General features: G+C 72.1%; 20 protein-coding genes. 11 read left to right on the top strand and 9 right to left on the bottom strand.

Annotation, left to right across the window (positions count from 1 at the left end):
* Positions 1-16: 16 nt before the first annotated feature.
* Complete coding sequence (locus ABT137_RS23745) at positions 17-856, bottom strand: SDR family NAD(P)-dependent oxidoreductase (RefSeq protein ID WP_351711992.1); 840 nt, start codon at positions 854-856, stop codon at positions 17-19.
* Positions 857-931: 75 nt separating this feature from the next.
* Complete coding sequence (locus ABT137_RS23740) at positions 932-1,903, bottom strand: SMP-30/gluconolactonase/LRE family protein (RefSeq protein ID WP_351711990.1); 972 nt, start codon at positions 1,901-1,903, stop codon at positions 932-934.
* A gap of 104 nt (positions 1,904-2,007) precedes the next feature.
* Here ABT137_RS23740 and ABT137_RS23735 point away from each other — a divergent pair, with 104 nt between their 5' ends.
* Together ABT137_RS23735 and ABT137_RS23730 are read left to right on the top strand one after the other, a co-directional pair.
* Positions 2,008-3,549 carry an aldehyde dehydrogenase family protein gene (locus tag ABT137_RS23735; RefSeq protein WP_351711988.1) on the top strand — a complete coding sequence of 514 codons (1,542 nt, stop codon included), beginning with the start codon at positions 2,008-2,010 and terminating at the stop codon, positions 3,547-3,549.
* 66 nt (positions 3,550-3,615) lie between these two features.
* Positions 3,616-4,425 carry a class II aldolase/adducin family protein gene (locus ABT137_RS23730; protein ID WP_351711986.1) on the top strand — a complete coding sequence of 270 codons (810 nt, stop codon included), beginning with the start codon at positions 3,616-3,618 and terminating at the stop codon, positions 4,423-4,425.
* A 30-nt stretch (positions 4,426-4,455) separates the two neighbouring features.
* On the opposite strand, the gene ABT137_RS23725 is transcribed toward ABT137_RS23730, so the two are convergent.
* A complete protein-coding gene (locus ABT137_RS23725) occupies positions 4,456-5,076 on the bottom strand; it encodes a TetR/AcrR family transcriptional regulator (protein ID WP_351711984.1) in 621 nt (206 codons plus the stop codon).
* 207 nt (positions 5,077-5,283) lie between these two features.
* Here ABT137_RS23725 and ABT137_RS23720 point away from each other — a divergent pair, with 207 nt between their 5' ends.
* Genes ABT137_RS23720 through sigJ form a run of 3 tightly spaced genes read left to right on the top strand, consistent with a single transcriptional unit; the run spans position 5,284 to position 7,469 of the window.
* Positions 5,284-5,982 (top strand): NAD(P)-dependent oxidoreductase, encoded by a 699-nt coding sequence (locus ABT137_RS23720; RefSeq protein WP_351711982.1) that lies wholly within the window; start codon positions 5,284-5,286, stop codon positions 5,980-5,982.
* Positions 5,983-6,021: 39 nt separating this feature from the next.
* On the top strand, positions 6,022-6,486 hold the full coding sequence (locus ABT137_RS23715) for a cupin domain-containing protein (RefSeq protein ID WP_351711980.1): 465 nt from the start codon (positions 6,022-6,024) through the stop codon (positions 6,484-6,486).
* A gap of 2 nt (positions 6,487-6,488) precedes the next feature.
* Positions 6,489-7,469, top strand: a complete 981-nt coding sequence (sigJ, locus tag ABT137_RS23710) for an RNA polymerase sigma factor SigJ (RefSeq protein WP_351712201.1) — start codon at positions 6,489-6,491, stop codon at positions 7,467-7,469.
* On the opposite strand, the gene ABT137_RS23705 is transcribed toward sigJ, so the two are convergent.
* Positions 7,463-8,545 (bottom strand): aldo/keto reductase, encoded by a 1,083-nt coding sequence (locus ABT137_RS23705; RefSeq protein WP_351711978.1) that lies wholly within the window; start codon positions 8,543-8,545, stop codon positions 7,463-7,465. The genes sigJ and ABT137_RS23705 overlap by 7 nt on opposite strands.
* Before the next feature lie 171 nt (positions 8,546-8,716).
* Between ABT137_RS23705 and ABT137_RS23700 the strand changes: the two genes are divergently transcribed.
* Positions 8,717-9,631, top strand: a complete 915-nt coding sequence (locus tag ABT137_RS23700; RefSeq protein WP_351711976.1) for an AraC family transcriptional regulator — start codon at positions 8,717-8,719, stop codon at positions 9,629-9,631.
* A 9-nt stretch (positions 9,632-9,640) separates the two neighbouring features.
* Positions 9,641-10,477, top strand: coding sequence for a pentapeptide repeat-containing protein (locus ABT137_RS23695; protein WP_351711974.1), 837 nt, complete (start codon positions 9,641-9,643; stop codon positions 10,475-10,477).
* On the opposite strand, the gene ABT137_RS23690 is transcribed toward ABT137_RS23695, so the two are convergent.
* The gene (locus tag ABT137_RS23690) at positions 10,433-11,974 is read right to left on the bottom strand and encodes a cytochrome P450 (RefSeq protein WP_351711972.1); all 1,542 of its coding nucleotides are present in this window, start codon (positions 11,972-11,974) and stop codon (positions 10,433-10,435) included. The two genes, ABT137_RS23695 and ABT137_RS23690, sit on opposite strands and share 45 nt — an antisense overlap.
* A gap of 108 nt (positions 11,975-12,082) precedes the next feature.
* On the opposite strand from ABT137_RS23690, the gene ABT137_RS23685 reads away from it, so the two are divergent.
* Together ABT137_RS23685 and ABT137_RS23680 are read left to right on the top strand one after the other, a co-directional pair.
* Positions 12,083-12,688 carry a TetR/AcrR family transcriptional regulator gene (locus tag ABT137_RS23685; RefSeq protein ID WP_351711970.1) on the top strand — a complete coding sequence of 202 codons (606 nt, stop codon included), beginning with the start codon at positions 12,083-12,085 and terminating at the stop codon, positions 12,686-12,688.
* 112 nt (positions 12,689-12,800) lie between these two features.
* Positions 12,801-13,532, top strand: a complete 732-nt coding sequence (locus ABT137_RS23680; protein WP_351711968.1) for a DUF2470 domain-containing protein — start codon at positions 12,801-12,803, stop codon at positions 13,530-13,532.
* Here ABT137_RS23680 and ABT137_RS23675 read toward each other — a convergent pair.
* From ABT137_RS23675 to ABT137_RS23665, 3 genes are all read right to left on the bottom strand, one after another.
* Positions 13,500-14,702 (bottom strand): lactonase family protein, encoded by a 1,203-nt coding sequence (locus ABT137_RS23675; protein ID WP_351711966.1) that lies wholly within the window; start codon positions 14,700-14,702, stop codon positions 13,500-13,502. The two genes, ABT137_RS23680 and ABT137_RS23675, sit on opposite strands and share 33 nt — an antisense overlap.
* Before the next feature lie 105 nt (positions 14,703-14,807).
* Positions 14,808-15,860, bottom strand: a complete 1,053-nt coding sequence (locus ABT137_RS23670) for a hypothetical protein (RefSeq protein ID WP_351711964.1) — start codon at positions 15,858-15,860, stop codon at positions 14,808-14,810.
* Positions 15,857-17,137, bottom strand: a complete 1,281-nt coding sequence (locus ABT137_RS23665; protein ID WP_351711962.1) for an FUSC family protein — start codon at positions 17,135-17,137, stop codon at positions 15,857-15,859. The genes ABT137_RS23670 and ABT137_RS23665 overlap by 4 nt, the downstream gene beginning before the upstream one ends.
* A gap of 196 nt (positions 17,138-17,333) precedes the next feature.
* Here ABT137_RS23665 and ABT137_RS23660 point away from each other — a divergent pair, with 196 nt between their 5' ends.
* Positions 17,334-17,732 carry a DUF3592 domain-containing protein gene (locus ABT137_RS23660; protein WP_351711960.1) on the top strand — a complete coding sequence of 133 codons (399 nt, stop codon included), beginning with the start codon at positions 17,334-17,336 and terminating at the stop codon, positions 17,730-17,732.
* A gap of 109 nt (positions 17,733-17,841) precedes the next feature.
* Entirely contained in the window at positions 17,842-18,750 is a 909-nt protein-coding gene (locus tag ABT137_RS23655) for a DUF3626 domain-containing protein (RefSeq protein ID WP_351711958.1), read from the top strand.
* Here the strand turns inward: ABT137_RS23655 and ABT137_RS23650 are convergent.
* The gene (locus ABT137_RS23650; RefSeq protein WP_351712199.1) at positions 18,696-19,325 is read right to left on the bottom strand and encodes a PAS domain S-box protein; all 630 of its coding nucleotides are present in this window, start codon (positions 19,323-19,325) and stop codon (positions 18,696-18,698) included. The genes ABT137_RS23655 and ABT137_RS23650 overlap by 55 nt on opposite strands.
* Between the last annotated feature and the right edge of the window lie 108 nt (positions 19,326-19,433).

Raw genomic sequence — 19,433 nt, 5'->3', positions numbered from 1 at the left:
CCTTTCTGGAGGTTCGTCAGTTCCCGGATGCCGGGAACCCCTGAGCGGAGAGCAGCCTGTCCCGCTGCCGCCGCCCTCTGGCCTCGGCGACGGGGAGGACGCGGCGCATCAGCCCGGGGAAGACTCCGGCGATCCGCTGTAGGCGGCCGGCGAACGGCGGGAACACCACTTCGACCGGCTTGGTCACGACCGCGTCGACGACGGCCTCGGCGATCTGCTCCGGGGCGTAGGACTTCTCCGCGAACGAGATGGCGCAGGAAGGATCGGCCATCTCCTGGGCGAGCATGCCGGTCCTGGTGGACGGCGGATGGACGATCGTGAAGTCCAGCGGTCCGTCCCGCTCCTCGATCGCGACGCTGTGGTGGAAGGCCCGGAGTGCGTGCTTCGTGCCGCAGTAGGTGGCGTATCCGGGCAGTGGCAGGAACGACGTCATGCTGCAGACGTTGATGATGTGACCGTGCCCCTGCGCGGTCATGCGCTCCAGCGCTGCGCAGACCCCCGTGACGGTGCCGAGCAGGTTGATCTCGACGATGTCGCGGTGCTGCTCGGGGCGGAGAGCACGGGCGTGTCCGGTGTGGGTGATGCCGGCGTTGTTGATCAGCACGTCCACGGCCCCGAAGCGCGCCTCGGCCGCGTCGAACGCCTTGCTCCAGTCCGCGGGACTGCGAATGTCCAGGGCGTGTCCGGCGGCCCGCTGACCCAGGGCGCGGGCCCGGGCCAGGGCGGCCTCCTCGTCCACGTCGGTCAGCATGACGCGATGGCCGCGCGCGATCGCCAGTTCCGCGATGGCGGCTCCGATGCCAGCGGCCGCGCCGGTCACGAGAATGACCCGGCCCTTCTCAGATGTGTGGCGCATGGTCACAGATCCTCCTTGGTCGAATGTCCAAGTCAATTGCCCAGTCCGGATCGGCCCGGATCGTTGCTCCGCGGCTCACGGCCGCACCATCTCGATGCGGCCGCCGTTGAGTTCGGCGGCGCGGGCGGGGTCGTCCGTCGGGACGGTGGCGGCGAAGAGGGTGCGTCCGTCGGGTCCGGCCATCAGGCAGCCCAGGGTGTGCTGGCTGGTGGCGACCCGTTCGAGGACGCGGCCGCCTGGGGCGATCCGCACGCATTCACCTCGCAGGGCGTTCGCGACCCAGATGGACGTACCGTCGGCGTCCCATGCGATGCCGTCCGGTGCGATCGGGGACGACGAGCGCTTGGAGATGGCCGGGTGATCCAGGAACGCCGAGATCCTGCGGGTGACGCGGCCGGCCGTCCCCGGATGGTTCACGAGGCGCCACAGGAGCGGTGAGATCAGGGGCGCCCACGGTTCGGGCCGGGTCAGGGAGCCGTCGGGGTTCCTGGCGAAGGCGGTGAGCCGCATGGCCAGCGTCTCGGCCACGATCACGGTCTTGCCGTCGGCCGTGAGCAGGGTCCCGTTCGGGAAGAGCAGGGGCTCCGTCAGCCCGAGCAGGCTGCCGTCCGGTGCCAGGCAGGCGACCGGGGCACGCGGCGGACCGGGCGGTGCGTAGAGCATCGAGTTCGGGTGCTCGCGGGAGAAGGCGTGGTAGTCGAAGCCGAAGTTGCCGACATAGGCGCGCCCCTCGGGGTCGACGAGCATGTCGTTGACCGGACCGCCGACGACGTGGCGCAGATCGGCGTGTTCGACCAGTTCGCCCTCGGCCTCCAGGCGGTAGATGCGCCCCCCGTCCATGGACACGACGAGCAGGCGGCCGTCGGGAAGCCAGCCGAGCCCGCCGGCCCGGCCGGGGACCCTGACCACCGTCTCCGCCTCGGCGGTGCCGTCCCATCGGTGCACCGTGCCGTGCGCGAGATCCGAGAACCACAGGGCGCCTTGATGCCAGCGCAGGGACTCGGGAACGCCCAGGCCGCTCAGTGCGACCGATGCCGTCCTTCTCATCCGACCACTCCCGTAACTTGGACGCTTGTACAAGACGCTTGACTTGTACGGGTGACCGTCTCATTCTGAGTGAAGAGAAGTCAACGTTCCGGTGGGGAGTTTTCGTGACGCAGAATCAATCCCTCAGGGCAGACGGCCCCCCGGCGGGTGCGCGGATCGCGGTGGACAATCCGGCCACCGGAGCGGTGGTCGACGAGGTGTCCGACATGTCCGCGGAAGAGGTGGCGCAGGCGGTGGAGCGCGCCCGGCGGGCGCAGCGGGGCTGGGTCGGGCTGGACACCCGTGCTCGCGCCGAGTTCTTCGCGCGTGGCCGGCGCTGGCTCCTGGCCCACCGGCAGGAGATCGCCGACCGCATCGTCGAGGAGAACGGCAAGGCGGAGGAGGACGCGATCGTCGAGATCGTCTACTGCGCCAGTGCCTTCGCCTACTGGGCGAAGCGGGCCCGCGGCCTGCTCGCCACGACGAGGATCCGCTCCCTCTCGCCGTTCGTCCTCGGCCGCAGCATGTACACGCGCAGGGTGCCGCGCGGTGTCGTCGGCGTCATCGGCCCGTGGAACAACCCGCTGCTCAATTCCTTCGGCGACGCCATCCCCGCCCTCGCCGCGGGCAACGCGGTCGTGCTGAAGCCTTCCGAACAGACGCCGCTGACCGCGCTGCTCATGGAGCGGATGACCCGCGAGTGCGGCTGGCCCGAGGACGTCTTCCAGGTCGTCACCGGTGCGGGGGCCACCGGCGGCGCGGTCGTGGACACCGTGGACTTCGTGATGTTCACCGGATCCACCAGGACCGGCCGCCTGGTCGCGGCCCGGGCGGGCGAGCGCCTCGTCCCCTGCTCACTGGAGCTCGGCGGCAAGGACGCCCTGGTCGTCCTCGCCGACGCCTCCCTGGAGCGGGCCGTCAACGTCACGATCCAGGGGGCCCTGTCCAACGGAGGCCAGATGTGCACCTCGGTGGAGCGGGTCTATGTCGAGGAACCGGTGTACGACGCGTACGTCGCCCTGCTGCGTGAACGGCTCCAGCGGGTCACCTCGGGAAGGCCGGCCGGGCTCGGCAGCGTCGACGTGGGTGCCGTCACCTTCCCTCCCCAACTGGCGCTCATCAGGGACCATGTCGACGACGCCGTGCGCAAGGGCGCCCGCGTACTCGTCGGAGGGCACGCCTCCGAGGGGCCCGGCCGGTTCTTCGAGCCCACGTTGCTCGTCGACGTCGACCACGGCATGAAGTGCATGCGCGAGGAGACCTTCGGCCCCACCCTGCCCGTGATGAAGGTCGCCGACGCCGAGGAAGCCCTCCGGCTGGTCAACGACAGCACGTACGGGCTGCAGGCCTCGATCATCGGATCGGACACGAAGCGCGCCCGTCGCCTCGCCGAACGGTTCGAGGCGGGCTGCGTCACCATCAACGACGCCCAGACCAACTACATGGCCCTCGGTCTGCCGATGGGCGGCTGGAAGGAGTCGGGCCTCGGCGTCCGCCACGGGGCCGAGGGATTCCGCAAATACACCAGGCTCCAGGCCGTCAGCGTGAACCGGTTCCCGATGCGCCGGGACATGCACATGATCCCGTACGAGCCCTCCGCCTACCGGTTGATCCTGCGCCTGGTGGACGTCATGTACGGCACCGGCCCGCGCGGCCGCGCCAAGTAGCACTTCGCGCACCCGCAGTTCACGCACCCGCTGTTCACGACACCGCAGTTCGCGAGAGGCCAGACCATGACCACCACACCCGAGGCGCCCATGCATGCCTCCGTCGGCACCCTGCCCGAAGGCGTCTTCCTGCCGTTGCCCCAGCAGAACCTGGGCGTCGAGCAGGAGCGCGAGGTGCGCAAGCAGGAACTCGCCGCCGCCTTCCGGCTGTTCGCCCGCTTCGGTTTCTCCGAGGGAGTGGCCGGCCACATCACCGCCCGTGACCCCGAGAACCCGTCGGCCTTCTGGGTCAACCCCTTCGGCATGTCGTTCGGCCGGATCCGCGTCTCCGACCTGATCCTCGTCGACCACGACGGCACGCTTCTGGAAGGCCGGCGGCCGGTCAACAACGCCGCGTTCTGCATCCACTCCGAGGTGCACCGGGCCCGGCCGGACGTGGTCGCGGCGGTGCACACCCACTCCCTGCACGGCAAGGCCTTCGCCGCCCTCGGCAGCCCGCTCCTGCCGATCACCCAGGACGCCTGCGCCTTCTACGAGGACCACGGCATCTACTCGGACTACCGGGGCGTGGTGAACGACACCGAGGAGGGCCGGCGCATCGGCGTGGCCCTGGGAGACGGCAAGGCCGTCGTCCTGCAGAACCACGGGCTGCTCACGGTCGGGGCGTCCGTGGCCGAGGCGGCCTGGTACTTCATCACCATGGAGCGGTCCTGCCAGGCCCAGCTGCTGGCGATGGCCGCCGGAGAGCCCCGGCTCATCGACCCCGAGACGGCACGGACGGTCCGTGACCAGATCTCCGGCGCGCTGCCGGGCTGGTTCCAGTTCCGTCCGCTGTGGGACCAGATCACGACCGAAGAGCCCGACCTGTTCGAGTAGGCGCCGGCCGCGGTTCCCGACCGGCGGCGGCTACGACACCGGGGCCTGCTGTGCCGCCGGCCGGGTCCGCTCGCGGGCCAGCGTCAGCAGATGCTCGCCTGTCAGGCGCAGGACCGCGCGACTGTTCTCACCGTCGTGGTCGACCAGCCAGCTCAAGGTGACGCCGTCGAGGACCGCGTTGAGATAGCGGGCCAGCACCGGAACGGGAACCGCCCACTCGATGTCCGCGTCCTCGGCGACCTCCTCCAGGAGCTCCTCGTGGACTTCCCGGTAGTGCTGGTACTGCCGTCGGGCCAGGTCCTCGAGCCCGGCCTGGCGCAGCGCGTAGTGGGTGAGTTCATAGCTGACCTGGTGCTCGCCCGGGCTGAGTTCGACAGTGCCCCAGAAGGCGCTCAGGCTTCTGGTGATACGCGTTCCGAGGTCGCCCTCCCCTTCGAAGGTCCTCCGCGCGGTGGCCATCGTGCTGTCGGTAAAACGGGTGAGGACTTCCTGGAGCAGTTCCTCGCGCGAGTTGAAGCAGTAGTGGAAGACACCCAGCGGCATTTTTGCCTCATTGACGATCGCGCGTGTGGTCGCCTTCGCGACGCCGTCGCGGATCATCACCCGAAACCCCGCCGCGATCAGCTCTTCGCGCCGGTCCTTCGCTGCCATACGAGACATCAGGCTCGCCTTCTGCTTCGAGAACGGAATGCGTGTGCTCCCCATCGTATCGCAGCGTCTTGGACGGTTGACCAACATCTGGTGGCGCGTCGAGACCGTCCGGAAGATGTGGTCCGCGTCTCAGCCGGCGGCGAGATGTCACATTCCTCGCCGTCGGGCCCCTCCCACATGACAGGACCAGCTTGAGAGGGGAAACGCGTGAAACTCGTCGTATTCGGGGCGAACGGGCCGACCGGTCGGCAGGCCACTGCGCAGGCGATCGCCGAAGGGCACACGGTCACCGCCGTCACCCGCCGCCCCGCGGAGTTCCCGCTGAGCGACCCGCGACTGCGGGTGGTCGGCGCGGACGTGCTCGACCCCGGCGCCGTGGCACGCGCCGTGGCCGGGCAGGAGGCGGTGATCTCGACGCTCGGAGTGCCGTACGGCCGAAATCCCGTCACGGTGTACTCCGAGGGCATCACCCACATCACCCAGGCCATGACGAAGCACGGCGTCCGGCGCCTGGTCTGTGTGAGTTCGACCGTGCTCTTCGGCGTGCCGGCCCCCGGCGAGACCTACTTCTTCCGCAAGGTGCTCGAGCCCCTCATCGCCCGCACCATGGGACGCACCGTGTACGAGGACATGCGGCGCATGGAGGAGATCGTGCGCGACGGCGATCACCGGTGGACCGTCGTCCGCCCCGCCGGTCTCTTCGACGCGGATACCGTCAGCGACTACCAGGTCGCCACCTCGCGCCTGCCCGGCCGCTTCACCTCGCGCGCGGATCTGGGAAACGCGCTGCTGAACGAGGCGGTCGGCGATCTTCATGTACGTGCCTTCGTCGATGTCCGCACCGCGGCAGGCGTTCCGAGCATGCTCGACGTCATCCGGAAAGAGGCCTTCGGAGGCAAGAAGTGAGTCCGGAACCGACCGCGCCGCTCACGAAAGGGCAGGCTCGTGGCTGAAGACCGTTTCATCCTGCTGGAGCCGGGTGCCGCCAGGCCCGGGCGGATACCGTTGCCGCCCGCGTTCGCGGTCAAGGCGACCACCGACGACGCCGAGGGGCGCTTCTCGCTGCTGGAGGTGACCGTGGCCCAGGACATCCCGCGCCATGTCCACCACCACGCGGACGAATGCGTCTACGTGCTGGACGGAGTCCTGGAGATCGAGTACGACGGCCGCAGGCACCGAGCACCCAGGGGAACGTTCGTGCTGCTCCCGCACGGCGTCCCGCACGCCCTCCGCAGCGCCTCCGAGCCACCGCCCCGAGTCCTGCAGATCTCCTCGCCCGGCGGCTGGGAGCGGTACGTCGAGGACCTGTTCGAGGCGGGCCCCGCTGTGCTCACCGAGGGGCGACTGGACCCCGCCAAGATCAATCCCGTCGCGGCCAAGCACCACATCACCTACCAGGATCAGGGATGAACATGTCCGCGCCGCGGCGACCGGACACCGGCAGCCCGCAGGACGGTCCGGCACACTCGGCGACACGGGTCTTCGTCGACCACCGCGAGCTGCTGTTCTCCGTCGTCTACAACATGCTCGGCAGCGTCGCCGACACCGAGGACGTGCTCCAGGAGACCTGGCTCTCCTGGTCCGGCAAGAACAGCCGGGCGCCGCTGGCGGAGATCGGCAACCCGCGCGCGTATCTCGTCCGTATCGCGGTGAACCACGCCCTTGCCCGGCAGACCGCCATCGCCTCGCGCCGTGAGACGTACGTCGGTCCCTGGCTGCCCGAACCGCTCGTCACCGAGGCCACCACCGGCCTCGCCCCGGACACCGCCGACCACACGGTCCGCAGCGACTCGGTCTCCCTGGCGATGCTGGTGGTCCTGGAGACCCTCACCCCGCTGGAACGGGCGGTGTTCGTCCTCCACGAGGTGTTCGGCTATGCCCACACCGAGATCGCCGGCATGCTCGACCGCAGCCCCGCCGCCGTCCGTCAGGTCGCCCACCGGGCCCGCGCCCATGTGCACGCCCGCCGCCCCCGCTACCGCGCCCGTCCCCGGGTCCGGCGGGAGGCGACCGAACGGTTCGTCGCGGCCGCACTCGGCGGCGACCTGCAGGCGCTCCTGGAGATCCTCGCCCCTGACGTGACGGTCTGGATCGACGGCGGCGGCGCCCGGCAGGGGGCGGGGCTGCGGCCGGTCCAGGGCCGGGAGAAGGCCGCCCGCATGCTGGCCGGCTACGCCTCGCGGCGCGCCGGGGATCTGGACGTCCACTACCGCAGCGTGAACGGTGACGACGCCGCGGTGCTGTTCTCGGGCGACTCCCCGTACGCCGTGATGGTCATGGACCTCACCCCGGACGGCGATCAGGTCTCGGGCGTCTACGTCGTCACCAACCCGGCCAAGCTCACCCACCTACGACCGGACGGCGCGGACCCCGGCCAGGCCCCTGATCAGTAGCGGGCGGTGCTCGCCAGCAGCGGCGGGTACACCGCGCTCGGCATCCCGTCGACCGTGGCGCCCGCGTACTTGAGCATGGTGCCGACGCGGTCGTTGAGGTCGTGGGGGAAGTTGAGGGCCGGGGCGGACACCTCGTCGAGCCGGGCCGTCTGCTCCGCTGTCAGGCGCACGTCGAGGGCCGCGACGTTCGCCTCCAGGTGGGCGTGGGTGCGCGGGCCGATCAGGGTGGCGGTCACGCCGGGGCGGTTCTGCACCCAGGAGAGGGCGACGGCGGCCGGGCTCGCGCCGGTCTCCTCGGCGACCGCGCCGAGCGCCTCGATCACGGTGAACTGCTCCTCGGCCGGCTGCCCGAGAACGGCCGCGCGCCTCGCGTCGGCCGGTGCCGACCGGTCCCGGCGGTACTTCCCGGACAGAAAACCGCTCTTGAGCGGGGACCAGGGCAGCATCCCCATCCCGGCGTCCTGCGCGAGCGGGATCAGCTCGCCCTCGATGGTGCGCTCCAGCAGCGAGTACTCCATCTGCAGCGCCGTCACCGGCGTCCAGCCGCGCAGCAGGGCCGTGGTGTGGGCCTTGGCGGTGAACCAGGCCGGGGTGTCGGAGAAGCCGACGTACCGGATCTTGCCGGCCGTCACCAGGTCGTCCAGGGTGCGCAGGGTCTCCTCGACGGGCGTGGACCGGTCGTGGTTGTGCAGCCAGTACAGGTCGACGTAGTCGGTGCGCAGCCGGCGCAGCGAGTCCTCCAGCTGGCCGACGATCGCCTTGCGGCCGGCGCCGCCGCCGTTGGGGTCGCCGAGGTGCAGGTTGCCGAAGAACTTGGTGGCCAGCACCAGGCGGTCGCGGCGGCCGGGGCGGGCGGCGAGGAAGTCGCCGAGGATCGCCTCGGAGTGGCCGTTGGTGTAGAAGTTGGCGGTGTCGACGAAGTTGCCGCCGAGGTCGAGATAGGTCTGGAGGATCTTCTCCGACTCCTCGACCGAGCAGCCGAAGCCGCCGTCCTCGCCGAAGTTCATCGCGCCGAGGCAGAAGGGGCTCACCTTGAGCCCGGACCGGCCGAGACCGACGTACGAGTCGAGTGCCATGAAATGCTCCGTGGAGTTCGCGGTGGAAGTCGCCGGGGGTGCCGACTCTTCGAGCAAACCAGGCTGAGCTGCGGGAACGTTAGGGCGATCGCACCGGTGGCTTGCACGATCCTGCCGGGTTTCCGGGGGAGGGCGTTGCGGCCGTCCCCGGCCGGCGTTTGAATCGGGAGCGTGTCCCTCGACGAACTCCGTGCCCTGATCGACCGGCACGCCCCGCGCGACGCCGACGCCGTCCCCGCGATCGACGGCCTCATGCTGACCCGCGCCGAACGGCCCACCGGGCCGCGCTCGGGCATCGCGGACCCCGTCCTCGCCCTGGTCGCCCAGGGCGCCAAACGGCTGACGCTGGGCGGCCGGATCTACGACTACGAGGTGGGCCAGTACCTGGTCGTCTCGGTCGACCTGCCGGTCAGCGGGCAGTGCACCCGGGCCAGCCACGAGACGCCGTTCCTGGGGTTCGGCTTCCGGCTGCGGCCCGCGCGCATCGCCGCACTGCTCCTGGAGACCGGCACCGACCCGCACGCGGGCGGGGTGCGCCGCCGCACCGGGCTGCCCGCGCTCGCGGTCGGCGAGGCGCCCGCCGACCTGGTCGACGCCGCCCTCCGGTTGGTCCGGCTGCTCGACCGGCCCGCCGACATCCCGGTACTGGCCCCGATGATCGAGCGGGAGATCCTGTGGCGGCTGATCACCGGCGAGCAGGGCACGCTGGTCCGGCAGGTCGGGCTCGCCGACAGCAGACTCACCCAGATCGGGCGCGCCGTCCGCCACATCCGCGAGCACTACACCGACACCCTGCGCGTCGAGGACCTGGCCCGGCTCTCCGGGATGAGCGCCTCCCCGTTCCACCGGTACTTCCGCGCGGTCACCGCGCTGACCCCGATCCAGTACCAGAAGCACATCCGGCTTCAGGAGGCCCGGCTGCGCCTGATGAGCAGCACCGACGACGTGGCCGAGGTGGGGTACGCGGTCGGCTACGACAGCGCCTCCCAGTTCAGCCGCGAGTACCGGCGGCAGTTCGGCCGGCCGCCGGGGGCGGACGCGGCCCGGCTGAGAAATGCGGACGAGGAGGTCCTCACCGGTCAGTAGGCTGGCCGGATGCCAGAACACATATCCGAACGGGCTCGGCTGAGCGGGGACTGCGCACGCTGTTTCGGGCTGTGCTGTGTCGCCCTGCCGTTCGCCGCGTCGGCGGATTTCGCGGTCGGCAAGCCCGCGGGAAAGCCCTGCCGCAACCTCGGCGGCGACCATCGCTGCGGCATCCACGCCGAGCTGCGGCAGAAGGGGTTCAACGGCTGCACGGTCTACGACTGCTTCGGCGCCGGGCAGCAGGTCTCGCAGGTCACCTTCGGCGGCCGGGACTGGCGTGGCGGATCCGAGGAGGACGCCCGCCGGATGTTCGAGGCGTTCCCGGTCGTCCGGCAGCTGCACGAGCTGCTCTGGTATCTGACGGAGGCCCTGGGGCTGGCCGCCGCCCGCCCCGTGCACGCCGGTCTGCGTGCCGCGCTGCGGAAGACCGAGGAACTGAGTCTCGGCACGCCCGAAGAGCTGGCCGCCCTGGACGTGGCCGCCCATCGGCAGGAGGCCAATGTGCTGCTGCTGCGGACCAGCGAGCTGGCCCGGGCGGGGGTGCGCGGCAGGAAGAAGGACCGGCGGGGCGCCGACCTGATGGGCGCCCGGCTCAGGGGCGCCGACCTGCGCGGGGCGAGCCTGCGCGGCGCCTACCTCATCGCCGCCGACCTCACCGGGGCCGATCTGCGGGACGCGGACCTGATCGGCGCCGACCTGCGGGACGCCGACCTCCGCGACGCGGACCTCACGGGTGCCTTCTTCCTGACCCAGCCCCAGCTCGACGCGGCCCGGGGCAACGCGGGGACGCGCCTGCCGGCGTCAGTCACCCGCCCCGTGCACTGGACAGCCGCCGCCGCTCTCTGACGCGGGCGCCTCCGGCACCGTCACCGGCGCCGGGGCGGGGGTGCGCCGCTCCAGCCGCAGCCGCAAGCCGTCCGGCATCAGCGTCAGCCGCTCGGTCACCCGCAGCCGGTAGTCCGGGTCGGCCCCGAGGCCGTAGCGGCGCAGCAGCAGGCCGAGGACCAGGGTGGCCTCGTGCAGGGCGAACTGGCGGCCGATGCAGGCGCGCGCCCCCGTGCCGAAGGGCTTGAAGGTGTGCGGGGCCCGGCCGCGTGCCGCCTTCGCGTCGAACCGGTCCGGGTCGAAGCTCTCGGCGTCCGGGCCCCACACCTCGGGGTCCCGGTGCAGCATCGGCGTCAGGACCAGCGCCCAGGCGCCCCGGCGCATCGGGTGCCCGCCGGCCAGCACGGTGTCCTGGCGGGCCTCGCGGGCGAAGGCGGGGGCCGTCGGCCACAGCCGCAGCGACTCGTCCAACACCCGTCGCACGTAACGGAGTTTGGCCACCTGGTCGTAGCCGGGTGCGGGCGCGTCGCCCCAGACGCGGTCCACCTCGGCGGCCGCCCGGGCGGCGATCTCCGGGTGCAGGGCGAGGTAGTGCAGGGCGAAGGAGAGCGCGCCCGAGGTGGTCTCGTGGCCGGCCACCAGGAAGGTGATCACCTGCCGCCGTACGTTCTCGGCGGACAGCCGCTCACCGGTCTCCGGGTGGGCCGTCTCCAGCATCCGGTCGAGCAGGTCGCCCTCCCCGCGGCCGGTCCGGCGCCGCTCGGCGACGAGGTCGTCGACGGTGCGGTTGAGGTGGTCGATGTCGGCGGCGTTGCGCCGGGCGGCCTGGCGCAGCATCAGCGGGGCCAGCGGGCCGGGCACGCTGTTCAGGCGCTGCGCGTAGGTGAGCGTGCCGATCATCGCGGTCACGAAGGGGTGCGGCCGGTGCCGCTCGAACGAACCGAAGTCGTGCCCGAACCCGGTGCGGGCGATCGTCTCCAGGGTCAGCTTGGTCATGTCGCCGGGCACGTCCACCCAGCGGCCGGCCGCCAGCTCCCGGTCCCAGTGGTCGGTCAGCCGCCCGGCCACCGCCACCATCATCGCGTGGTAGCCCTCCATGGCCTCCCGGCTGAACCCCGGGGCCAGCACGTCGTGTGCCAGCTGCCAGTTCGGCTCGTGGTTGTACGCCGTGAACAGGCCGTCCCCGGCGACCGGACGGAGATTGGCCACCCCGAGCCCCACGTGCTTGGCGAACCGCGACTCGTCGGCCATGTCGGCGGCCGGTTCGGCACCCCACACGAACACGAACTCGTTGCCGAACGCCTTGCGGCGGAAGATCGGGCCGAGCTGGGCGCCCAGGCGCATCGAGTCCTGCAGGGGTGTGCGCCGGTCGACGCCCAGGACGTCGCCGAGGAGCGGCAGCCGGCGTGGCGGGTGCGGGATGCGGTGCAGCTCGGGCCAGCCCTGCTCGGCGCCCCGGAACCCCTTCGGCAGCCGGCCGTCCGTCCCGGTACCCGGCTGTGTGGCCGTCTCCGCCATGACGCGATCTCCCTCGATGCTGCGGCACGTCGATCTCGTTGTACGTGGGTTCAATAAGCGGTTTCAGTCTCGTCCCGTTGTTGAACCCACGTCAAGTAAAGTGCGGCCATGGTCCCGAACCAGGGTGAGCGCAGCCGCCGCAGACTCAGCACCGCGGCCCGCCGTGAGCAGCTCCTCTCGGTCGGGGCCAGGCTCTTCTCGGAGAGCCCGTACGACGACGTGTGGATCGAACAGGTCGCCGAGATAGCAGGTGTCTCCCGAGGTCTGCTGTACCACTATTTTCCGACGAAACGTGATTTCTTCGCGGCGGTCGTGGCGCGCGAGAGCGAGCGGATGCTGCGGATGACGGCGGCCGAGCCCGGGGTACCCGCCCGTGAACAGCTCACCGCGGGCCTCGACGTCTACCTCGACTACGTCCACACCCACGCGCACGGCTTCCGCGCCTTCCACCGCGCGGAGGCCTCCGGCGACCAGGCCGTGCGCCGCGTCTACCGGCAGGCCCAGGCCGCCCAGGAGCGCCAGATCCTCGCCGCCCTCGCCGCCGACCCCGAGTTCGGCCCCGCCCTCGAACAGCGCCCCGACACCCGCCTTGCGGTGCGCGGCTGGCTCGCCTTCACCACGCACGTCTGCCTGGAGTGGCTGCGCACCGAGGAGCTGACACGGGAACAGGTGCGGGACCTGTGTGCGCGGGCTCTGCTGGGCGTCATCTCCTGACCGTCCCGGTTCCTTTCCTCACCCGGTTCTTCACGTGCGTGACGCGCTCCGTGCTTGGCGTACTCCCCGATCTTCGATAAGTTAGGTGAGGCTTACCTAAGGAGGTTTCGAGATGGGTGACGAACAGGCAGCCTGGGCGGCCGGACCCGGTGCGGCGGAGCAGGCCCGGTCCCTGCTGGCCGTCGCGTGGTCGTGCATGGTGACCGCGGACGGCGGACGCGAGGAGTACGTCGGTGCGCACGCCGTCGCCGACGACGGCCGGGTGCTGCTGCACGTGCCCGAGGACAGCGCCCTGCTCACGGCGGCGATCTGCGCCCCGCGCGGCGAGCCGTCCGCGGTGCTGGAGTTCGCCGACGTGGCACCCGTCCCGGTGCGCAGCCGGATCCGGGCCCGGCTCTGGATGGCCGGCTGGTTCGCCCCCGTCGACGAGCACCTCGTCTTCCACCCCACCCGCGTGGTGCTGCGCCGGCCCTCCGGCGCCGTGGTCCTCGACCTCGACGAGTTCGCCGCCGCCCGGCCGGACCCGCTGGCCGGCGCCGAGGCCGGACTGCTCACCCACCTCGCCGACTCCCACCCGGACGCCGTCGAGCGGCTCACCCGGCTCGTCGAGCCCGAGAGCCTGCACGCCGCGACCCGCGTCCAGCCCCTCGCCGTGGACCGGCACGGACTGACCCTGCGCATCGAACGCACCCGCGCCCACGGCGACGTACGGCTCGCCTTCCACGCGCCCGCCGACGACGTCGCCCAGCTCACCGAGCGCATGCACGTCCTGCTGGCCCAGGCGAGCGCGGCCGCCTCCTGCCCGCGGACGCTACAACGGCAGCGCGCAGACGGCGACCGGTGAGGCGAACGGCTCGCCCGCGAGCCGGAGTTCACCGCTGGCCGCGTCGACGGTGAAGACACTCACGGTGCCGGACCGCTGGTTGGCCGCGAACAGCAGTCGGCCGTCGGGGGAGAAGGCGATCTGCCGTGGGAAGTCCCCGTGCACCGGCACCGTGTCCAGCAGCCGCAGCCGGGCCCCGGCGGCCTCGACCGCGTACCGCGCGAGCGTGTTGTCACCCCGGTTGGCCAGATAGGCGTAGGCACCGTCCGCCGTGACCAGGAACTGGGCCGGGTAGTTGGTGGTGCCGGCGGCGCTGCCGGTGGACTGCGGCGCGCCGATCGTCAGCCTGCCGGTGGCCGGGTCGTAGCCGCAGACCGCGACCGTGTTGCCCACCTCGTCGGCCAGATACGCGTACCGCCCGCCCGGGTGAAAGGTCAGATGGCGCGGGCCCGCCCCCGGCTTCGTGTGCGCCTGGGCGACCTCGGTGAGTGTGCCCTGTGCGGGATCCAGGCGGTAGCTGTAGACCGTGTCGGTGCCGAGGTCCACGGCGAGGACGTGGCCGCCGTCCGGGCTGGTGACGAACTGGTGGGCGTGCGGCCCCTGTTGGCCGGGTCCGGGCGCCGGACTGGAGTGCGTGACCAGGGCCGTGCGCTCGCCGAGGGCGCCCGAGGCGTCGATCGGGTGCACGGCCACGCTGCCCGAGGTGTAGTTGGCGCTCAGCAGCCAGCGGCCGGTCGGATGGACCGAGACGTGACACGGGCCCGCCCCGCCCGTGCTCCGGCTGCCCAGGATTCTCCGGTCCGCCAGGCGTACGGCGGTCACGCTTCCGTCCGTGCGCTCGTTCACCGCGTACAGCGTGCGACCGTCCGGGTGGACGGCGAGGTACGACGGGTCGGCGACCCCGGTGAGCGTGCCGGCGCCGGTGATCCCGCCGGTCGCCGGATCGTAGGTGGCGAGGCCGATGCCGGTGCCGCCGCCGTCCACGGAGGTGTAGGTGCCGAGGTAGAGCGGGCGGGGAGCCGAGGGCGTCTTCGCCGGGGTGGCGGCCGCCGGGCGCGCCGCCCGGCGTGGCCGCTCCGCGGGCGGTGCCGCGGGCGCCGGGACCGCGACCACCGCGGCCGCGCCCGCCAGCGCGCCGACGAACCGGCGCCTGCTCCAGCCGCCGCGCGTCCCTTCCGTACCACTGCCCATGCCACGCACCTCAGGTCGTGAGTCACCCCGGACCTGACACACCTTGACGTGGACCACGGGGGCAGCGCAAGAAAAGCAACAGCCGTTGCATAAAGTGCAATGGCGTCACCAGTCGCCGTCCTCCACCGGCTTGCCCTGCGCGTCCTTCAGAGGGACCACCTGCCCCGGGGACGGCTGCTGCCAGGGCTCCAGGTCGTCACCGAGCCAGTCGCCGACCGGCTTGACCGACTCCAGGGTGTCCGTGGCGGCGAGATCCCGGGCGTCCTGGTCGTAGTAGTCGTACCAGGGCAGCCCCGCGCGGGTGTACGCCGCCCGGTCCACCGGCGAGGGCGGGGGTGCCTCGCCCGTGATGCGGTGCCACTGCGGGGGCGTGACCAGATGCACGAAGACGCGTCCGGCCGGGGCCCCGGCCCAGTCGCCCAGCGGCCGGTCGTCCTCGTACACCTCCTGGCGCATCGAGCCGCCGACGCCGAGGCCCATCCCGGCCGACCTGGCCGCCGGGGCCGCGCCCGGGGCGGGGGCGGGGAGAGCGGACATCATCGGCAGGGCCGCGCCGATGCCGCCGGCCGGGCCGGGCCCGCGCATGCGCTCCCGCCGCAGCCGCTCCTGGCGCAGTCGCTCCTCGCGCCGCCACGCGGCGAGCGGCCCGTCCCGGAGCGTGAAGGACTGGAGCTGCACCCCGCCCCACACCTCCTCGCCGGTGACCTGCCCCTCCACCGTCGCGCCCAGCCCGAGCGGCACCGCCACGAACTGGCGGACCGTGCCCTTCCCGGAGTTGATGCCGTCCAGCCAGGGCTGCCGGGGCAGTACCAGGTAGTTCTGCGGATCCCGGGACAGCCGGTCGCTCCACGGCTCGCCGGAGACCGCGCACACCTTGCCGACGCCGACCTGGAGCGCGGCCGGTTCCGTCGTGCCCGCGAAGCTCAGCCACATCGCCTCGCGCAGGTACACCGGCAGCATCACCCCGCCCCGCGCCCGCCACTCGTCCGGAACCGTGTCCGGGTAGTCGCCCACTCGCCGGACCGGGAACTCACCCAGCCCCGGCGGCAGCGGATGCGTGCCCGTCTCCGGCAGCCGCAGCGTGCGCACGAACCGCACCGCCACCCCGCCCGGCAGCCGCAGTGTGTTCCCGTCGATCCGTACCGCCGTGTCCGTCATCGGCGTGCCCCCTTCCCCGTCCGTGACGGAGAACGCCCCGGACCACCGCCCTGGTTCCGCCGCAGCCGGTCCGGTACGCCCACCCGCTCCCGCAGCCAGGTCAGCCACGGCCGCTTGGCGCGCTGTTCGCCGGAGACCCGGTCCAGCTCCTCCAGCAGGCGGCGGGTGCGGTGCTCGGTGTCGAGCTCGTCGAGGAGCCGGTTGACCTCGGTCAGGACGGCGCCGAGCAGCTGCCAGTTCCGGTCGTCGTGGCGGATCTCCTCCTGGAGCAGGTCGGCGAGCTTGTCGCGGGTGCCGGACGCCGCGTGCAGTTCGGCGGAGAGCCGGGCCTCGGCCGACTCGGCGTTCTCGCTGATGCTGGTGGTCACCAGCACCGCGAAGCTGACCACGGCGTCGGCGATCTGGGACAGCAGCTGCTCCACGGCCGTACCCGCGTCCGATGCGAACAGCGGCTCGGGCTCGCGGGCCTTGGCCAGGTCGGTGAAGGTGCGGGCCAGCACGCGCAGCACGACCGTGCAGATCTCCAGCGTGTCCAGGCCGGTGCGCAGCACCACCCGGTGCAGCAGGCCCTCCCTGACCCGCGGATTGAGCCGCAGGCTGTCCTCCGCCTGCCGCAGCGCCGCGTCCACCTCGACGATGGCGTGGTCCAGGCGGCGGGCCTCGTGCAGCCGTGCGGCCGCCTGCTGCCAGGGCATGATCTCCGCCGCCTCCTCGCCCATGCGCAGCATCAGCTGCCGCAGCCGGCGGGCCAGGCCCTCGATCGACTCCCCGGCCTCGTCCACCCACACCGGGGGCGGGAGCAGGAGGTTGCAGCCCATGCCGACGACCGCACCGATCAGGGTCTCCACGATCCGCGCCCACGCGGTACTGCTGATGGTGGTGACCCCGAGCACCAGCATGGCGCTGATCGCCACCTCGGGGATGTACTCGTCGACGCGCACCAGATGCCCGACCGCCAGTGAGGCCACGATCAGCAGGGCCAGGCTCCACCAGGTCAGCCCCACCAGCTGGCTGAAGGCGATGGCGACCAGCACCCCCGCCACCACCGCGTTGACCCGGCGAAAGCCGTTGGTCAGGGTGGCGTACAGGGTCACCTGGACGACCAGCAGGGCGGTCAGCGGGGCGGTGAGCGGAGCCGGCTCCGGGCTCAGGTGGAGCGCGACGACGTAGGCGATCGTGGCCGCGGTGGCCGACCGCAGCGTCTGGACGACCACCGGGTCCCGGTGCCGCCGCAGGAGTCGCGGCAGCCCCTCGGCCCACTTCCGTACGTTGTGCATCCCTTGGCCTGTTCCCACTCGTGTGTCACGGCGAACGTATTCTCGACAGATCCTCGGGTGCTGGTGGCCGGTTGACCAGAGCCGATTACGGAAGGTTTCCGGTGCGGCACCCCCGCCTCGGAAACCGAACGCCAGGCCGACGCGTCTTCTTCACCCGAGGTGCTGAACGGTCGGGTGGGGCGGAAAGGTTGAGGCATTGAATTTCGGCGCGGTGCTGTGCGCGGTGGCCGGCCTGGGGCTGCTCGTGGCCGCGGTGCACGAGGGCAGGGTGGTACACCGGTTGCGGCGGCACGGGGTGCACACCTGGGGACTCGTCGTGGACAACGTGCGCACCACGGACAGGGACGGGCCGAAGTGGGTGCCGGTCATCGCCTTCACGGACCGCCTGGGCTACCGGGTGGAGTTCTCGCCGCGGGCGCAGGGGACCGGCATGGGGCTGGCGACGGGACGGCAGGTGGAGGTCGTCTATCTGGCGCAGAACCCGCAGATCGCCCGGGTGCGCATGTGGCGGCACGTCGTGGGGCCGGTGGTGTTCCTGACGTTCGGCGCGCTGGTCTTCCTGGGTTTCGGGGTGCTCATCGCCGTGACGAGCTGACACCCACGGCGAAAAGGCCGCGACCGGGCCGACCGTGATCGGCTAGGGTCGGCCGGCATCGGACCGGGCACAGGTCGGCCGGCATCGGACCGGCCACAGGGGGAACCCGATGGAACTCACGGACGCCGGGACGGCACGGGGCGCGGCGGCGCTGCGCCATGTGGCCGCGCTGTCCTCGGGACCGCCCCTCGCCCCCGGCCTGCGCATCACCCTGAACTTCCACCCCGACCGGCTCTCGGCCGGCCTGCCGATCCTGGAGGCGCTCGCCCGGGACGGCGCCTACCACTCCCAGTTCGTCACCGGCACCAGCAACGGCGGGCTCACCGCGCACCCCGGCGGCGACCGGTGGCGCTGGGAGAGCCGGATCTTCGGCGGGGCCTACGACGACGCCCACCCGGCCGAGCGGCCGGTGTACGGCGCGCTGGACTTCCGCCGCCAAGCCGTCGGCGCGGCCCCCCGGTTCGGTTCCTCACACCTTCGCCTGACCGGACCCGCACTCCACCGCGCCACCTTCTGCTACCCGGACAGCGCGGCCGAGCCGACCGACTTCGGCGTGGCCGCCGGCACCCACCTGCTCGCCCTGGCCACGGCCGACGAACGGGACGCCCTCAACGACTACATCGAGGCACAGGTGCACGGCGGGGTACGGCTCGACCGGGACGTCGAGGCCCTGGTGCTGGACGCCTGCTACCGGAACACGCCCGTCGCGGAGGCCGCCCGCCGGCTGCCCTTCCCGGTCGCATGGCACCCCGGCTACCGGCTCACCGTGCCCGACCTGCGTCGGCACGCCGACTACCGGGGCCCGGAGTACGCCGAACTCGGCGCCGCGATCGCGGAGAAGGGCGTGGTCGACCCCCGGATCATCGGCGCCGCGGCCCGCACCGGCCGGTACCAGATCCAGGACCTGAAAATGGTCTGGCACACCCTGGCCCGCTTCGGCGCCCCGGAAGGCGCGGGCACCGCCTACTCGGCCGGGACGGGCGGCCAGACGCCCGGCCTGAGCACGCCCAAGGCGTAGGCGCGGGCGACCAGTTCGGTGCGGTTGGCCGCGTCCCAGCGGGCCGACAGCCGGCGCAGATGGTAGGTGACACCGTCCCTGGTCAGGCCCAGCTCCCGGGCGGCCCGCTCGGTACTGGCGCCCCCGGCCAGCAGCGCCAGCACCCGCCCCTCGACCGGCGTGACCCGCGCCGGCTCCGCCCGCGGTGCCTCGCGCTCGCCGTCCACCCGTAACATCACCAGCAGCGACGGCGTCTCGCCCACCGCCTCGCTCACCGGGTCCGCCGTCAGCTCCCCGTACCGATCCGCCCCGTCGGGCGCCCGCCACCGTACCGACACCTGGTAGCGCGAGCGGTGCCGCAGCCGCAGCGCCTCGGCGATCCGCTCCACCTGGGCCTCCTCCTGCGGGCGGAACAGCTCCAGGACATCCCGGCCGCGCAGCCGGCCCGGTGTCGTACCGCACTCGGCGGCCATCGCCGGGTTCGCCAGCACCACCAGCCCGTACACGTCGCACACCGCGACCGGCACCGCCACCCGGTCGAACAGCGTCAGGGCGCGGTTGCGCCACACCACGCCGTCGAGCCCGCCCGCCTCCATGCCCACCTCAGCTCCCTTCACCCTCATCCAAGGCGAGCACCCAGGTCAGAGGCAACTCCACCGGCCCGGCGCAAGAGCCGACGGGCACTTTCGACTGCACGATCATGT

The organism is Streptomyces sp. NPDC001980 (assembly GCF_040296885.1).
Classification (GTDB): Bacteria; Actinomycetota; Actinomycetes; order Streptomycetales; family Streptomycetaceae; genus Streptomyces.
This window is presented reverse-complemented; position numbering and strand designations above follow the sequence as displayed.

Excerpts from the sequence above, each read along its gene's own strand:
- ABT137_RS23675 (WP_351711966.1), bottom strand. The coding sequence starts at position 14,702 with ATGGGCAGTGGTACGGAAGGGACGCGCGGCGGCTGGAGCAGGCGCCGG.
- ABT137_RS23730 (WP_351711986.1), top strand. The coding sequence starts at position 3,616 with ATGACCACCACACCCGAGGCGCCCATGCATGCCTCCGTCGGCACCCTG.
- ABT137_RS23680 (WP_351711968.1), top strand. The coding sequence starts at position 12,801 with ATGGGTGACGAACAGGCAGCCTGGGCGGCCGGACCCGGTGCGGCGGAG.
- ABT137_RS23725 (WP_351711984.1), bottom strand. The coding sequence starts at position 5,076 with ATGGCAGCGAAGGACCGGCGCGAAGAGCTGATCGCGGCGGGGTTTCGG.
- sigJ (WP_351712201.1), top strand. The coding sequence starts at position 6,489 with ATGTCCGCGCCGCGGCGACCGGACACCGGCAGCCCGCAGGACGGTCCG.
- ABT137_RS23670 (WP_351711964.1), bottom strand. The coding sequence starts at position 15,860 with ATGACGGACACGGCGGTACGGATCGACGGGAACACACTGCGGCTGCCG.
- ABT137_RS23690 (WP_351711972.1), bottom strand. The coding sequence starts at position 11,974 with ATGGCGGAGACGGCCACACAGCCGGGTACCGGGACGGACGGCCGGCTG.
- ABT137_RS23745 (WP_351711992.1), bottom strand. The coding sequence starts at position 856 with ATGCGCCACACATCTGAGAAGGGCCGGGTCATTCTCGTGACCGGCGCG.
- ABT137_RS23740 (WP_351711990.1), bottom strand. The coding sequence starts at position 1,903 with ATGAGAAGGACGGCATCGGTCGCACTGAGCGGCCTGGGCGTTCCCGAG.
- ABT137_RS23695 (WP_351711974.1), top strand. The coding sequence starts at position 9,641 with ATGCCAGAACACATATCCGAACGGGCTCGGCTGAGCGGGGACTGCGCA.
- ABT137_RS23705 (WP_351711978.1), bottom strand. The coding sequence starts at position 8,545 with ATGGCACTCGACTCGTACGTCGGTCTCGGCCGGTCCGGGCTCAAGGTG.
- ABT137_RS23650 (WP_351712199.1), bottom strand. The coding sequence starts at position 19,325 with ATGGAGGCGGGCGGGCTCGACGGCGTGGTGTGGCGCAACCGCGCCCTG.
- ABT137_RS23685 (WP_351711970.1), top strand. The coding sequence starts at position 12,083 with ATGGTCCCGAACCAGGGTGAGCGCAGCCGCCGCAGACTCAGCACCGCG.
- ABT137_RS23655 (WP_351711958.1), top strand. The coding sequence starts at position 17,842 with ATGGAACTCACGGACGCCGGGACGGCACGGGGCGCGGCGGCGCTGCGC.
- ABT137_RS23665 (WP_351711962.1), bottom strand. The coding sequence starts at position 17,137 with ATGCACAACGTACGGAAGTGGGCCGAGGGGCTGCCGCGACTCCTGCGG.